The 13,804-nt window shown below is 55.2% G+C and carries 14 protein-coding genes and 1 pseudogene; 4 read left to right on the top strand and 11 right to left on the bottom strand.

The annotated features are described in order from the left end of the window. Positions 1-7: 7 nt before the first annotated feature. The 4 genes from B3729_RS09985 to B3729_RS09970 all read right to left on the bottom strand — a co-directional run bounded on the left by B3729_RS09985 (position 8) and on the right by B3729_RS09970 (position 3,350). On the bottom strand, positions 8-370 hold the full coding sequence (locus B3729_RS09985) for a response regulator (RefSeq protein ID WP_074822007.1): 363 nt from the start codon (positions 368-370) through the stop codon (positions 8-10). Positions 371-397: 27 nt separating this feature from the next. Then, entirely contained in the window at positions 398-1,840 is a 1,443-nt protein-coding gene (locus B3729_RS09980; RefSeq protein WP_286787909.1) for an ATPase domain-containing protein, read from the bottom strand. A gap of 231 nt (positions 1,841-2,071) precedes the next feature. Continuing rightward, positions 2,072-2,710, bottom strand: a complete 639-nt coding sequence (locus B3729_RS09975; RefSeq protein WP_010795827.1) for a peroxiredoxin — start codon at positions 2,708-2,710, stop codon at positions 2,072-2,074. Between the two features lie 58 nt (positions 2,711-2,768). After that, positions 2,769-3,350 carry an alpha/beta hydrolase gene (locus B3729_RS09970; protein ID WP_286787776.1) on the bottom strand — a complete coding sequence of 194 codons (582 nt, stop codon included), beginning with the start codon at positions 3,348-3,350 and terminating at the stop codon, positions 2,769-2,771. A gap of 273 nt (positions 3,351-3,623) precedes the next feature. Between B3729_RS09970 and B3729_RS09965 the strand changes: the two genes are divergently transcribed. After that, the gene (locus B3729_RS09965) at positions 3,624-3,797 is read left to right on the top strand and encodes a general stress protein (RefSeq protein ID WP_010795829.1); all 174 of its coding nucleotides are present in this window, start codon (positions 3,624-3,626) and stop codon (positions 3,795-3,797) included. Between the two features lie 689 nt (positions 3,798-4,486). Here B3729_RS09965 and B3729_RS09960 read toward each other — a convergent pair. Both B3729_RS09960 and B3729_RS09955 read right to left on the bottom strand, forming a co-directional pair. Then, positions 4,487-4,753, bottom strand: coding sequence for a hypothetical protein (locus tag B3729_RS09960; RefSeq protein ID WP_286787775.1), 267 nt, complete (start codon positions 4,751-4,753; stop codon positions 4,487-4,489). Between the two features lie 54 nt (positions 4,754-4,807). After that, complete coding sequence (locus B3729_RS09955) at positions 4,808-5,017, bottom strand: cold-shock protein (protein WP_286787774.1); 210 nt, start codon at positions 5,015-5,017, stop codon at positions 4,808-4,810. 530 nt (positions 5,018-5,547) lie between these two features. Here B3729_RS09955 and B3729_RS09950 point away from each other — a divergent pair. Next, a complete protein-coding gene (locus B3729_RS09950; RefSeq protein ID WP_010795833.1) occupies positions 5,548-5,757 on the top strand; it encodes a cold-shock protein in 210 nt (69 codons plus the stop codon). 116 nt (positions 5,758-5,873) lie between these two features. Here B3729_RS09950 and B3729_RS09945 read toward each other — a convergent pair whose 3' ends face one another. After that, the gene (locus B3729_RS09945; protein ID WP_286787773.1) at positions 5,874-6,224 is read right to left on the bottom strand and encodes a DUF3509 domain-containing protein; all 351 of its coding nucleotides are present in this window, start codon (positions 6,222-6,224) and stop codon (positions 5,874-5,876) included. Between the two features lie 80 nt (positions 6,225-6,304). Continuing rightward, positions 6,305-6,523, bottom strand: coding sequence for a cold-shock protein (locus tag B3729_RS09940; RefSeq protein WP_010795836.1), 219 nt, complete (start codon positions 6,521-6,523; stop codon positions 6,305-6,307). Positions 6,524-6,877: 354 nt separating this feature from the next. Here B3729_RS09940 and trhA point away from each other — a divergent pair, with 354 nt between their 5' ends. Together trhA and B3729_RS09930 are read left to right on the top strand one after the other, a co-directional pair. After that, the gene (gene trhA, locus B3729_RS09935; protein ID WP_286787772.1) at positions 6,878-7,495 is read left to right on the top strand and encodes a PAQR family membrane homeostasis protein TrhA; all 618 of its coding nucleotides are present in this window, start codon (positions 6,878-6,880) and stop codon (positions 7,493-7,495) included. 252 nt (positions 7,496-7,747) lie between these two features. Beyond that, positions 7,748-11,891: pseudogene (locus tag B3729_RS09930) on the top strand (CheR family methyltransferase). Positions 11,892-11,973: 82 nt separating this feature from the next. Here B3729_RS09930 and B3729_RS09925 read toward each other — a convergent pair. Genes B3729_RS09925 through ssuC form a run of 3 tightly spaced genes read right to left on the bottom strand, consistent with a single transcriptional unit; the run spans position 11,974 to position 13,800 of the window. Further along, positions 11,974-12,189 carry a TOBE domain-containing protein gene (locus B3729_RS09925; RefSeq protein ID WP_010795839.1) on the bottom strand — a complete coding sequence of 72 codons (216 nt, stop codon included), beginning with the start codon at positions 12,187-12,189 and terminating at the stop codon, positions 11,974-11,976. Positions 12,190-12,208: 19 nt separating this feature from the next. Further along, complete coding sequence (gene ssuB / locus B3729_RS09920) at positions 12,209-13,012, bottom strand: aliphatic sulfonates ABC transporter ATP-binding protein (protein WP_286787771.1); 804 nt, start codon at positions 13,010-13,012, stop codon at positions 12,209-12,211. Continuing rightward, positions 13,009-13,800: an aliphatic sulfonate ABC transporter permease SsuC gene (gene ssuC / locus B3729_RS09915; protein WP_010795841.1), complete on the bottom strand. Its 792-nt coding sequence runs from the start codon at positions 13,798-13,800 to the stop codon at positions 13,009-13,011. Before ssuC ends, ssuB begins: the two co-directional genes overlap by 4 nt. Positions 13,801-13,804: the final 4 nt, after the last annotated feature.

Raw genomic sequence — 13,804 nt, 5'->3', positions numbered from 1 at the left:
CGCGGGCTTATACCGTGTCGGTAAGTGCTTTGACCGTGTCGATGACTTTGAAGACGTCGAAAGGCTTTTCGAAGATGGCATTGAACAGATGCTGGTTCTGCTGAGCGATATGCGCCTGCGCACCGGTGGTCAGGATGATGGGTATCGCCTTGAGATCGGGATGGTCGTGAATGGCCTGGGCCAACTCCATGCCATTCATCAAGGGCATCATGAAATCCGTAATGACCAGCGCAGGCTGCTCGCGCAGCAAGGCATCCAGCGCCTTTTGGCCATTGCTGGCCGTTTTGACCTGGAACCCCGCATCCTCAAGCGCGAACGAGAGAATTTCAGCGATTAAAAACTCGTCATCGACCACCAGAATCGTCGTCATGTATTTACCTTCCCTGTAATGACGACATCAGCCCTGACTGTTCGACGTTGCTGAGCCTGAAAGAACCATCTCCGCATTTCTGAAAGCCTTAGCTAAATCAATACCACTGTCACTGATAACAATTTCACGAAGTGACGGGTCGAAGTGGCTGTCCCGCACCTTCAATATGGAAATAACCCGCTTGAGTTCGGCATTCATTTCCGCAAAGCGCATCATGAACAGATTGTCTGTAATGCCTGACAGTTCAGGCGCAGGCGCATGAATATCCGACCCGAAGAGGTCTTTCATCTCCCACGTGCCATACACTGTGACACCCATAGACCTGAGCTGGTTGGTGAGCGCGGTAAAGAATTCCATGAGTCGATCCTCCTTGCTGGCCATGCGAGCAATGGCGCCGAGGCTGTCAATCAATAACCGCCTGGCCTTCAATCGGCGGACCTCATCAATAATCTGATGGCCTACTTTATCCAGCTGCAACTCAACCGTTGGCTGCCAATGAATATGTACAGCGCCGCTATCGATCAGGCCGCCCAGATCCAGCCCTATACTGCGTGCCTTGATGCGGAGCCGGTCTGGCGTCTCGTAAAACCCGAAGATCAGGCCGGGTTCCTCCAGAGAGGACTGGGCAATAAAGCTCAGGCCCATGGAGGTTTTGCCGCTGCCTGACGGCCCCATCAGCAAGGAGATGGAGGATTGACTAAGGCCTCCTGCAAGCATCTGGTCAAAACTGGTCAGCCCTGTGCCGACTCGGCGCTCATCAATCTGTTCCGGACGATAAGGCGTGTTGTAGACAGCCTCGAGCCTTGGATAGACCACAAACCCATCTTCAGTGATCTGATACTCATGCAGCCCGGCAATCGCAGGGCTACCACGCGTCTTGCGCAGGCTCATGCGACGAATGGAGCGCACGCCACGAATCTCCTCGCCCACGTCCAGCACACCGTCGACCATGGTCAACTCGGGGCTGCCGTCATCGAGACGTGAGCTGGTCAGGAACAGAACCGTACAATTGGCAAAGGCGGCATGGGCCTGCAATTCGGCAATAAATCGCTTCGTGTCCAAAGGCGTTTCGGCTCTGGAGCGGGCATTGAGCAGTCCATCGACCACCAGCAGCGTCGCCTTTTGTCGGGAGATCTCCCGGCGCAGCAGCTTGACGACCGGCTCCAGCCCTTCCTGCTCCATGGTGTCGAACGCACTAAGGTATTGGATATCACCGCCGATCTGGCTGTGATCGAAAAAGCTGAGCGTGGAAAGAAACTGGAACATCCGCTCATGGGATTCGGACAACAACGTGGCGAACAGGACACGCTCACCCTTGCGCACATGGTTGAAGGCAATCTGATTGGCCAGAATTGTCTTGCCGGAACCCGGACGGCCCTGAATGACATATGACGCGCCGGCCACAAAGCCGCCCCGTAATAAGGTATCCAGCCCCTCGATTCCACTTTCCAGGCGCGTTAGTTGCTTCAATTCGATTGGCCCTGCCAGAGAGTAAAAGATCATTGATCGACCACACCGTGGCGGTCTGAACAGGTCGACAAGACTATGGCTCAGCGCCTGAAATATCCAGATGAATGCTTCGGAGAGAGGCCCAGGGTACTTATCAGAGATGACAAATGAGCAGGAGTTCTCAGACGGCAACGCCTGGGGCACCACGCCTGTAGAGACGGGAGCGGTAGCTGCCGCTCCCTGAGGAGAATGTTACTTGTCTGGCTGAGGCGTCATGCGCAGGTAGGGGCGCAGCGCCTGATAGCCTTTCGGGAAGCGCTGCTTGATCTCGTCTTCATCCTTGAGCGAAGGCACGATCACCACATCGCCACCCTGCTCCCAGTTGGCTGGCGTAGCCACCTTATGGTTATCGGTCAGCTGCAGCGAATCGATCACCCGCAGGATCTCATTGAAGTTACGTCCCGTGCTGGCGGGGTACGTGATGATCAGCCGGACCTTTTTGTTCGGGTCGATGACAAACAACGAGCGAACCGTCAGCGAGTCGTTCGCGTTCGGATGGATCATGTCGTACAGGCCCGACACTTTCCGATCTTCATCGGCAATGATGGGAAAGTTGACGGTGGTCTTCTGAGTGTCGTTGATGTCATCGATCCAGCGGCGGTGAGAATCGGCCGGATCGACCGACAGGGCAATGACCTTGACGTTTCGGGCTGCGAATTCGTCCTTCAGCTTGGCCGTGAACCCAAGCTCTGTCGTACAGACGGGCGTGAAATCGGCCGGGTGCGAGAACAGCACGCCCCAGCTATCGCCCAGCCACTCGTGAAAACGGATACGGCCTTCGCTGGAATCCTGTTCGAAATCGGGTGCTATATCGCCCAATCTAAGGCTCATGGTGATCCTCCTGTATCGGTTCAAGGGGCCACCTGCCTGGACAGATGGTCCGGATAAGTTAAGCCCGGTATCGTGACGTTCGCTCGATTTGATGCTGCAGCTGGTACAGGAATGTGAAACCGTCCTCCCAGCGTTCATGACCGGACTTCACATTGATGTGACCGACATCGGCCAGGATCGTTGAAGCGGCGCCCCAGATATTCGCCAGATAACGCGCGCGCTCCGGTGTGGCAGCCGGGTCGTTACCGGAGCCGACAAGCAGCGCCGGAAACGGCAGAGCCTGCCGAGGCAATGGCGCAAAATTCTTTAGCGGCGCGGGACAGGCCGGCCGCTCTACGTCTGCGGGTGCAACCAGCAACGCACCGACTACACGCTGTCTTGTTTCAGGGTCGGCCTGCTGGGCCCAATGGGCCACGGTTGCACAGCCCAGGCTGTGAGCGATAAGGATAACCGGAGCGTGGCAGGCCTTCAGGCTGCGCTCCAGTTCATCCACCCATTCCTGACGTTGCGGCGTGAACCAATCCTTTTGCTCTACCCAAGAGCAATCAGGCAGAACACGCTGCCAGTGGCTTTGCCAATGATTGGCAGGCGAGCCCTGCCAACCGGGAACAATCAGGTACTGTATCGGGGTGGTGCCCATGGCGATGCCTCTACAGGAGTCATGTCAGCAGTGTACGTACGCCTAAAATACGCACAAAGAATAAGTAATAATTTATTTATTCTTTAATGGAATATGGTTCGTTCCTCGATAAGCTGCCGCGCTTTAACCTGAATGATTACGCCCCTGCGCCATTGGTCTCTTTTATTACCGTCAGCCCGTAATATCTGAACTCCCCGCGGATATCCCTCTCCTTACCTAGGAAGGCTGTTGATCATCAATAGCCGAATCAGGGTTTCCCCCTGGAGAATTCAAATGACTGCTAAAAACGACAACCCAGGAAATTTTGCCAACGACCGCGAAAAAGCCTCCGAAGCAGGCAAGAAAGGGGGTCAGAACAGCGGCGGTAACTTTGCCAATGATCGTGAGAAAGCCTCTGAAGCAGGCAAAAAAGGTGGCCAGAATAGCCATGGCGGCGGCCGCAGCTAGCAGCTGAGTGGTTGAGCGGAGGCCCAGCTTCCGCTCAAGCTCTGTTTTCAGGCGCTGCTGAAGACGCTTCCTACCGTTTGAGTAAATCCACGCTTTTACCAACCTCTAATACCCCTCTTTGATCGTCACCCTTCCTGACATGGCCTGATCGCTCGCTTCAGACGTATCTGCCTGAGCGATAGAAAGAACCTGCTACCTGGAGTATTTCGGCCTCCAGAAGAGCTCAAGCGCATGAGGGTCTGGTATAGCCTCTCTAAAATAGAGCTACACAGAGACATCTGCCTTAAGCGTGTAAAGGTAATAACCTGATGAGGGCAATTGGGAATTGCCGGAGGGCTTATGAATTAAATTGGCAGAACAGACACACCGATAACCAGAGCTTAAAAAACAATACCGGTAAAAAGCCGATTTCATCTTCCTATGGTTTGCACAATAGCGGCATCGCTGAACTCTTCCATCCGCAACAATTTCAGCGAAGCGAGAAACGCATGAGCCTGATGTTCATGGCGAAATTCAATAGACGGCCGCTGGGATTCAGTACACATAGCCGGTATGTTTCTTTCCTGCCATACCACCGTGACCAACTTTCCTCGTAATGAACAGCTATGTAGCGTTCTTCCGTCACTGGTCTTGATCGTCCAGGCAGTCATGAAGTACCTGTATAGTTAATGAATAACCGTTGCGCCTCGTTAAACTTTGGCCAGACTATTCTTTCTTCGAGTATCAAACTGATTATCTATTTCACGCTTGATGCCCGTCACCCACACTTGCGCCTCACCCTGGCTCATTTGATAAGGTGAACTATCTCGTCTGGCTTCTAGAATGGTAATACCGCTTTGCTGATTGAAGATGCGCACGGCAAAGCCTTTTTCGCTCTCTTCCAGCACTTGGAAACCCAAGGGCAGAAACTGCGACTTCATATAGGTAAGAACAGGGGCTGATACGTCAGTTGACATGAATTTTCCTTACGCTAATAAACGTGAAAAACCCCGGCTTGGCGGGGCCTTATCTCAACGCTCTCTGACCTGTCCCGCTTCGAAGCCCTTAGGCCCTACGATCAGTTGATAACTCACAAGCTGGCCTTCATTCGGGCCTCTGAAGCTTCGGTTTTCAAAAGAGCTCGTATGAATGAAAAGGTCTGGTCCTTCTTGCGGAATAATAAAGCCAAACCCTTTATCTTCACTAAACCACTTGATAGTGCCTTGATGTCTGATGGACATGATTTTTCTCCTGGGCATATGAATCACGGCAGCCTTTGAAATGCGCCGAGACTGCACCTAACGGGCAGAGGAACCGAGGAGATGATTTCAGACAGGCCATCAAGTCAGCATCGCGGTGACAATTAGCTATACAGTAAGACCACTGTACTCTCTTTCACGTCCATGTGTTGCTTTTATACTGAACCTAGACGGACGGAATAAATGAAAATAGATATGACTATTACTACTCCATTATTTATTCCTCCCAAATATTATAGGACAGCCATTTATTTGGTCTAACACCCTGATTTTATTAGGCAAGTTTTATTTAAATCGTTTTTAGCAGAGAAAAATAATCGAGAAAATAAAAATAAAGGTATACAAGAGCTGAAAAAAGCGTATTGTGATCTCACTGCTTTGCAACTGCTACTTCGATACCTGGCTTGATGTTCTGTTTTTCGTTTCATCTCCTCGGCTCGTTTTACTTTCGCACCTCAGTCTCGGCCTGAATGTTTCAGCGCCGCAGCCTTATTTTACCCTGGAGATACATCATGTCTGGTCGTCAAAATGGCACCGTCAAATGGTTCAACGATGAAAAAGGTTTTGGTTTTATCACTCCTGAGAGTGGTCCGGACCTGTTCGTCCATTATCGCTCGATCGAAAGTTCAGGCTTCAAGAGCCTGAGCGAAGGTCAAGCAGTGTCCTTCGTGGCCGTCAAAGGTCAGAAAGGCATGCAAGCTGATCAGGTTCAAGTCGCTTAAGACACCTGATCCAAAAAAGCCCCGCACTGCGGGGCTTTTTTATTGCCTTGGAAAATAGCCTGCCAACCGATTCGCCCAAGGCATACCCCGTGGGCATGCCTGCACCTGGACAATGATCAGGTAGGCACGGGCCCATCCGGTGATATAGATGGCTTTGTAAAACCCGGTGCCAACGGTGCCAATGCCCACTCACTGCGGAATCGGCTGAGGTACACCATGTTGCTGCGGGTGGCGGCTTTTCGGTTCATTTTCCCAGCCATAACCGCGAGCTGCGTCTTGATACCATCAATAACCGTATGTAACCGCTCCTGATCATCCAGATCGGCTGCGGAAATCACACGTATGGCCACCACATCCTTGTTTTGCGTTGAAAACGTTAGCGTCAGACTGCCGTCAGGTCGAACGGCTGAAATGACGGGCCGGTTAACCTCAAAGGAGGATGACAGGGTCTTGAGATACGCCTTCATGTGAAACACCTCGCCGAGCAGAATGGTAGATATTGGCAGCCAGCGCTGCGTTTATGGCTCCACAAGCCAGTGCGAGGCACCTAGAGTGCCTCGACATGTTCAGCCTGCATACCCTTCCCTAATTTGCCTTCAGCGGCAATGTAGGAAACCGGCTGGCCCGCGATCAGCTGCTTGACCGCATGACCACCGTTGACCGATTTGTGGTGCACAAACAATTCAGGCCCCTGGGCCTGAACAATGAAGCCATACCCTTTGACACGGTCGAACCATTTGACGGTGCCGGTTTGACGATCAGACATGAAAGGCTCCTGGATAAGGTAGGCCGCAGGGAAACATCCCGTGCGAGCCGAGGCGGCAGTGATCCAAAGAGAGGCTGGGGTGTAGATAAAACACCCTCAAGGGGTCATGGCAGCATGATAGCAACGTAGTTACTTCACCATAGGCGCATTCGGCCTGGGGTGTGCGGCTATTTAGCTGTGCGGCGACGGGTGGGAATCCTTGCTCTGCCATGCGATCAAAGCGACAAACTGTTCAGCACAGCGGCAGGCCTGATTGAGCACGTGTAGAAAGCCCATGCCAGACGGGTTCTTGTCGATGATGCAGGCGCAGGCGCGGTACTGATATGAACCGAAGGCATTCAGCCTGGGAGAACTATGTACTACGGAGAGCGATTCAACGCCTGGACGCACCTGATCGGCGCAGCCCTGGCGTTCATAGGTGCGGTATGGCTACTGGTACGGGCCAGCCTGGACGGCTCACCAGCCAAGGTCATCAGCATCATTATCTATGGCGTCACGCTGGTGCTGCTCTATAGCGCCTCGACGATTTACCACAGTGTGCAGGGCCGTGCGAAAACGGTCATGCGCAAGGTGGATCACCTCTCCATCTACCTGTTGATTGCTGGCAGCTACACGCCTTTCTGCCTGGTGACACTGAAAGGCCCCTGGGGCTGGACGCTGTTCGCTATCGTCTGGGGGCTGGCGGTCATCGGCATGCTGCAGGAGATCAAACCCCGTTCAGAGGCCCGCGTTCTGTCCGTTGTAATTTATGCCGTGATGGGCTGGATCGTTCTGGTCGCGGTCAATCCATTGCTGGCGTCGCTGGGCGCGGCAGGCTTTACCTGGCTGGTCACAGGGGGTTGCCTTTATACACTAGGGATCGTTTTCTTCGCGTTCGATCATCGTTTTCGCCACTGGCATGGCATCTGGCACTTATTCGTCATGGGGGGCAGCCTGCTGCACTTTATTACCATCGCCCTGTATGTGGTGTGATACCTTCAATTCAGTAGTATTCAGCGAACACAGGTATCAGGCCGGAGTCAGGCCACTCGTCTGTTACTGAAAAAGACCTGAATCAGGCGCTATGCTTGAAGGCCTTTGTTCACCGCATTGTTTCTAATTTTTGAGCGCTGTCTTGGACCATATAAAAGCTTTAACAGGTTTGCCTGACAGTACTCCTGCGCAAGGCTTGTTACTTACATTTCGCCTCACCTATAGGCGAGTCGCTGGATCGTACGGGGTTATATGAACACTACTACCCAACCATCGGTTCCTGATAATCAGAAGAACCTGACTCGCAGCACTATTGATTTTCCGGTGGTAGGTATCGGCGCCTCGGCAGGCGGTTTGCAAGCCCTTCTGAAGTTCTTTGAACACATGCCCAGCGATAGCAACATGGCATTTGTAGTCATAATGCACCTGTCGCCCAAGCACACGAGCGCGGCTGACCGTATCCTGCAAAACGTAACCAAGATGCCGGTAAAGCAGGTCACAAGTCCTGTCCCAGTCGAGAAGAATCACGTTTATGTGATACCGCCGGGCAAAGACCTGAGCATGAACGACAGCTACCTGCGTCTGGGAGATCCGCAGCGTACCCGCGGGGATCAGGTAGCAATCGATTTGTTCTTTCGGACACTGGCCGATGTTCATCGGAGCAGGGCCATTGGCATCGTGCTATCGGGTGCCGGAGCCGATGGCTCGGTGGGGCTTGCCCGGATAAAGGAGCAAGGCGGTATTACCCTTGCCCAGTCCCCGCAGGATGCTGAATATGACTCGATGCCTAACAGCGCCATTTCTACCGGTGTGGTGGATATCGTCCTGCCTGTGGTTGAGATGCCACAAAAGTTGCTGGAAGTCGCTGCCAATCTGGTAAACATCCAGATACCGATCAACGATCCCCGTGAAGAGAACGAGCCGCAGATCGATCCTCAGATCAGGAATCGAACGAATCAGCTGGCCCTTCGGGATATCCTGACGCTGCTGCTAACGCGCACCGGCCATAACTTCAAGCAATACAAGACCGCCACTATATTGCGCCGTATCGAACGGCGCATGCAGGTCAACTCCATCCCGGATATGAGCAGTTATGCAACATTTCTGCATGATCATGTCGAGGAAACGCCGGCGCTGCTTAAAGACATGCTGATAGGCGTGACCAACTTTTTTCGGGATCGCGAAGCCTTCGAGGCGCTTGAGCGAGACATCATTCCCGACCTGTTCGAGCAGTTCGCTGCGACAGAGAGCGAAGACGGTGAAATGCGGATATGGTCTGCTGCCTGTTCGACAGGTGAAGAAGCCTATTCCCTGGCCATGCTGTTCACCGAACAGGCTGAGCTAAGAGGCTCGCCTGCCAAAGTCCAGGTGTTTGCAAGCGATATCGACAATCAGGCACTGGCCACAGGGCGTGCAGGCCTATACCCACAAGCCATTGTCACGGACGTTCCTCCGCCCCGTCTGCGCCAGCATTTTACGAAAGAGCAGATACATTACCGGATCAAGAAAGAGCTTCGCGAGCGGGTGTTGTTTGCGGCGCATAACCTGTTGAGCGCCCCCCCCTTTTTCCCGGCTGGACCTGATCTGCTGCCGCAACCTGCTGATTTATCTGGACCGTGAAGTGCAGAGTGAAATCCTGCAAACGTTTCACTTTGCGTTGAAGCCAGGGGGCTATCTTTTTCTAGGCAGCTCCGAATCAGCCGACATGTGCAGCAACCTGTTTACGCCAGTCGATAAAAAGAACCGTATCTATCAGGCCAAAAACACGGCCGGGATCCTTCGGTCCCGCCCGGTACTGCAACTCAGCACAGGCTATCCAGCGGTACAATTGCCCCAACATCAGGGGAGCCGCAGCAAGAAGGTTTCTTTTGCCGAAGTGCATCGCCGGGTACTGGAGCAGTATGCGCCACCCAGCGTAATCGTCGATCACGAATCGAACATTGTGCACATGTCGGACCGTGCCGGGCGGTTCCTGCGCTATGTGGGCGGCGAGCCGTCTCACAACTTGCCAACCCTGGTACTACCCGAACTGCGCGTTGAATTGCGGACTGCGCTCTTCCAGGCGATACAGTCCAATAAGAGCGTCGAGGCACGGCGGGTGCGAATCACCCGTGACGATCGGACGTATTACATCAACATGGTCGTGCGCCCCTTCCGCGACGATGAGGCCAACAGCGATTTCATGCTGGTGATCTTCGATGAAGTCGAGGATGTGATGAGCATGGAGTCCAGCACACCGCATAACGAAGCCAAGGACAGTGTACTCACCCAGCTCGAAGCGGAGCTGCACCGCACCAAGGAACAGTTGCAGCTCACCATTGAACACTCCGAAACCTCGACGGAAGAGCTCAAGGCATCAAACGAGGAACTTCAGGCCATCAATGAAGAGTTGCGGTCAGCCACCGAGGAGCTGGAGACCAGCAAGGAGGAGTTGCAGTCAATCAACGAAGAGTTGATTACCGTCAACGCTGAGCTCAAGAGCAAGATTGAGGAAACCGGCAAGATCAATGATGACCTCCAGAACTTGATCACCTCAACGGATATCGCCACGGTATTCGTGGACCGTCGCATGCGTATCAAATGGTTCACGCCCCGGGCAACCGAGTTGTTCAATATCATAGCCAACGATGCCGGACGCTCCCTGCTCGATATTACACATCGGCTGGATTACGACGAACTGGCTGAGGACGCGACCCGGGTCTTCGAATCCCTGCACCTGATCGAGCGTGAAATCTGCGCCTCGAATGGGCATTGGTATCTGGCCAGGATGCTGCCCTACCGCACGGCGGATGACCGAATAGAAGGCGCGGTACTCACCTTTATCGATATAACCGGGCGACGCGAAGCTGAAGAGCAGGTACGCGCCAGCGAAAACCATATGAAGCTGGTGGCACAAAGCGTCGGTGACTACGCCATCATCACCATGGATCAAAACGGACTCATCACCACCTGGAACCATGGCGCCGAAATCATGTTCGGGTATCCCGAGGCGGAGGTGACCGGGCACTGCATCGAGACCATCTTCACGCCTGAAGAGCGGGCCAAGGGCATACACCTTGAGGAGCTTAAAATTGCCCGGGAGAAAGGTCACTCCCTTGATAAACGCTGGCATCAGCGCAAGGATGGCAGCCGCTTGTATTGCAGTGGTGTCACCTACCCTATGCGAGATACCGAGCTACGCGGCTATGCCAAGATCGCCCAGGACACCACAGAAGAGTATCAGCGTGCCTGCGAGAAGGACGATCAACTGGTCCGATCGGAAACCAGCAGCCAGCTCAAGGACGAGTTTTTTGCCGTCATGTCCCATGAACTGAAGCATCCGTTGAATTTGATTCAGTTGAACGTTGAGTTGATTGCTCGCGCGCCCTCGGTTCGTGCCTCCGCCGCCACGCTGCGCGCCGCCGAAACGATCCAGCGCTCGGTACGCAGTCAGGCCCAGATCATCGATGATCTGCTCGATTTCTCGCGTGTGCGAACCGGTAAACTCAAGCTCGATCGCACAATAGTGGATGTTGTCAGCCTGCTGCAGGAAATTGCCAATGTCCTGCGGCCTACGGCAGTTGCCGAGTCTATCCGCCTGGAGGGTCCCAATGTGTCCGAGCAGCCCTTGCTGATCGAGGCGGATCGCACCCGGATGGAACAGATCGTATGGAATCTGCTTAACAACGCAGTGAAGTTCACGCCTGCTGGCGGCACCGTTACGCTCCGCCTGAGCGAAGACGGCGACAGCGTCCGGCTGGATGTCATCGATACCGGACAAGGCATCGCGCCTGAGTTTCTACCCAAGGTATTCGACATGTTTGGCCAGGCCGAAATGCACAATACGGCGCGCGCCCGGCATGGCCTGGGCATTGGCCTGGCCCTAGTAAAGCAGTTGGTCGAGGCTCATAACGGCCGGATTGAAGCCGAATCGGCCGGCTTGGGCCAAGGCTCACGCTTCACGGTCTGGATACCGAAATGCAGCTACGACGAGACGACTTGCGAGTGTATCGACACCTGCGCGGAGGCAGGACAACTGCAGGGGCTCAAGCTGCTGCTGGTGGATGATTCCGAAGACATTGTCGAAACCATGCAGATGCTGCTTGAAAGCGAAGGGGCCGAGGTTACACCGGCCTGCAGCGGTGAGCAGGGACTGGCACTTGCCAAAGAGCAGGTCTTTGATCTGATCCTGTCGGATATCGGCATGCCGGGCATGGATGGACACGAGCTGATGATCGCGTTGCGTCAGGACAGTCTCAACCAGCAGACGCCAGCGATTGCCTTGACGGGTTACGGCAGCAAGACGGACATCGACAAGGCCATGCAGGCGGGCTTCGACGCTCATTTAAGCAAGCCCATCCAGTTCGATACGCTTATCCAGCACACGCTTGAAACGGTCAATCGGCGTCGGTCTTAAAAAGAGCCCGCCTTGCGGCGGGCTAAAGGTGCCTTATAGGGGAATAACTACAGGCAGCGTGACGTGGGTGACCGCGTGGCAATCAGAGTTTGGCGATCGAGACCTCCGTGGACTTCACGAAGGCAATCACCTCGCTGCCGACCACCAGCTCCAGCTCCTTGACCGAGCGAGTGGTGATAACGGAGGTAACGATCCCGGCAGCGGTTTGTACGTCGATTTCGGAAAGCACCGACCCTTCGATGATTTCCTTGATGGTGCCTTTGAACTGGTTACGAACGTTGATGGCTTTAATGGTCATGGTTGTGCTCCTCAAGTGATCAAAGTGCCCAGCGCAGTTGCGTGGGACGGTAGTCGGTGTCGTGATGGCCGGGCAGTGAAGGTTGGGCCAGTACGCGGGCCAGCACCTCGGCCTCCAGAGCGGCAAGCCCGGCCGAGCCGCGGTTGCGCGGACGCGGCAGATTGATGCCGAGGTCCAGGCCGACCCGGCCCTCCTCGATCAGCAGGACGCGATCCGCCATGGCTACGGCTTCACCCACGTCGTGCGTGACCAGCAGGACGGTGAATCCATGCTGCTGCCAGAGACGTTCGATCAACTGCTGCATCTCGATGCGGGTCAGGGCGTCCAGCGCACCCAAGGGCTCATCCAGCAGCAACAGGCGCGGCTCATGAATCAGAGCCCGCGCCAGGGCCACACGCTGTTTCTGTCCACCCGACAACGCAGCCGGCCATTCATGGGCACGCTCAGCCAGCCCCACGGCATCCAGCGCCTCTAGCGCCTTCTGCCGCCAATGGCCTTTGAGGCCCAGGCCGACGTTATCGATGATGCGTTTCCAGGGCAGCAGACGGGCATCCTGAAACATGAGGCGAGTCGCCTCCTGATGCCGGGCAAGCGGCTCCTTTCCCGCCAGCAGCTGCCCGCCAGTCGGCTTATCCAGCCCGGCCACCAGCCGCAGCAAGGTGCTCTTGCCGCAACCGCTGCGCCCCACCACGGCCACAAACTGACCAGAGGGAATCGTCAGGTCGATGCCCTGAAGGACGTCGCGCTCACCGAACCGCTTGCCGACCCCTTCCAGGGTCAGGGCTGTTCCCCGCTTGTAAGGGAGACTGTGCAAGGCCGTCATGCTGCACCTCCTGTTTTCTGATAGGCGGGATGCCAGCGCAGCCATGCACGCTCAAGGCCGCGGGCCGCAAGATCCGCCAGCTTGCCGAGGACGGCATACAGCACGATCGCCAGAACCACGATGTCGGTTTGCAGGAATTCACGGGCGTTCATGGCGAGGTAACCGATGCCGGAACTGGCCGAGATGGTCTCCGCCACGATCAGGGTCAGCCACATCAACCCAAGCGCAAAGCGCACCCCCACCAGGATCGACGGCAGCGCCCCGGGCAACACGACCTGCGTGAACAATCGATAGCCAGAGAGCCCGTAACTGCGCGCCATTTCCACCAGGGCCGGATCAACGTTGCGAATGCCATGATAGGTATTGAGGTAGATCGGGAAAAACGTACCCAGGGCGACCAGGAAGATCTTGGCCGACTCGTCGATCCCGAACCACAGGATGACCAGTGGGATCAGCGCCAGGTGCGGTACGTTGCGGACCATCTGCACGGAGCTGTCGAGCAGGCGCTCGCCCCAGGTCGAAAGCCCTGTGATAAAGCCCAGGAGCAGGCCGATACCACCTCCGATAGCAAAGCCGATACTGGCGCGCCAGCTGCTGATGGCGAGGTGTTGCCAGAGTTCGCCACTGCGCACCAGGCTCCAGCCTGCCTCCAACACTGCACTGGGTGCCGGCAGGATACGGCTGGACAAGAGGCCGGTTTCCACGGCCACCTGCCACCCGGTCAGGAGCAGCACGGGCAGCACCCAGGGCGCTACGCGTTGCAGGGAGGTGTTAATCGTATGATTCATACCG

It is taken from the genome of Pseudomonas sp. UBA3149 (assembly GCF_002364655.1).
Classification (GTDB): Bacteria; Pseudomonadota; Gammaproteobacteria; order Pseudomonadales; family Pseudomonadaceae; genus Chryseomonas; species Chryseomonas luteola.
This window is presented reverse-complemented; position numbering and strand designations above follow the sequence as displayed.

What these genes read in the sequence shown, in the direction of transcription:
- B3729_RS09985 (WP_074822007.1), bottom strand. Translation starts at nt 370, where the DNA reads ATGACGACGATTCTGGTGGTCGATGACGAGTTTTTAATCGCTGAAATT.
- B3729_RS09975 (WP_010795827.1), bottom strand. Translation starts at nt 2,710, where the DNA reads ATGAGCCTTAGATTGGGCGATATAGCACCCGATTTCGAACAGGATTCC.
- B3729_RS09970 (WP_286787776.1), bottom strand. Translation starts at nt 3,350, where the DNA reads ATGGGCACCACCCCGATACAGTACCTGATTGTTCCCGGTTGGCAGGGC.
- B3729_RS09965 (WP_010795829.1), top strand. Translation starts at nt 3,624, where the DNA reads ATGACTGCTAAAAACGACAACCCAGGAAATTTTGCCAACGACCGCGAA.
- B3729_RS09960 (WP_286787775.1), bottom strand. Translation starts at nt 4,753, where the DNA reads ATGTCAACTGACGTATCAGCCCCTGTTCTTACCTATATGAAGTCGCAG.
- B3729_RS09955 (WP_286787774.1), bottom strand. Translation starts at nt 5,017, where the DNA reads ATGTCCATCAGACATCAAGGCACTATCAAGTGGTTTAGTGAAGATAAA.
- B3729_RS09950 (WP_010795833.1), top strand. Translation starts at nt 5,548, where the DNA reads ATGTCTGGTCGTCAAAATGGCACCGTCAAATGGTTCAACGATGAAAAA.
- B3729_RS09945 (WP_286787773.1), bottom strand. Translation starts at nt 6,224, where the DNA reads ATGAAGGCGTATCTCAAGACCCTGTCATCCTCCTTTGAGGTTAACCGG.
- B3729_RS09940 (WP_010795836.1), bottom strand. Translation starts at nt 6,523, where the DNA reads ATGTCTGATCGTCAAACCGGCACCGTCAAATGGTTCGACCGTGTCAAA.
- trhA (WP_286787772.1), top strand. Translation starts at nt 6,878, where the DNA reads ATGTACTACGGAGAGCGATTCAACGCCTGGACGCACCTGATCGGCGCA.
- B3729_RS09925 (WP_010795839.1), bottom strand. Translation starts at nt 12,189, where the DNA reads ATGACCATTAAAGCCATCAACGTTCGTAACCAGTTCAAAGGCACCATC.
- ssuB (WP_286787771.1), bottom strand. Translation starts at nt 13,012, where the DNA reads ATGACGGCCTTGCACAGTCTCCCTTACAAGCGGGGAACAGCCCTGACC.
- ssuC (WP_010795841.1), bottom strand. Translation starts at nt 13,800, where the DNA reads ATGAATCATACGATTAACACCTCCCTGCAACGCGTAGCGCCCTGGGTG.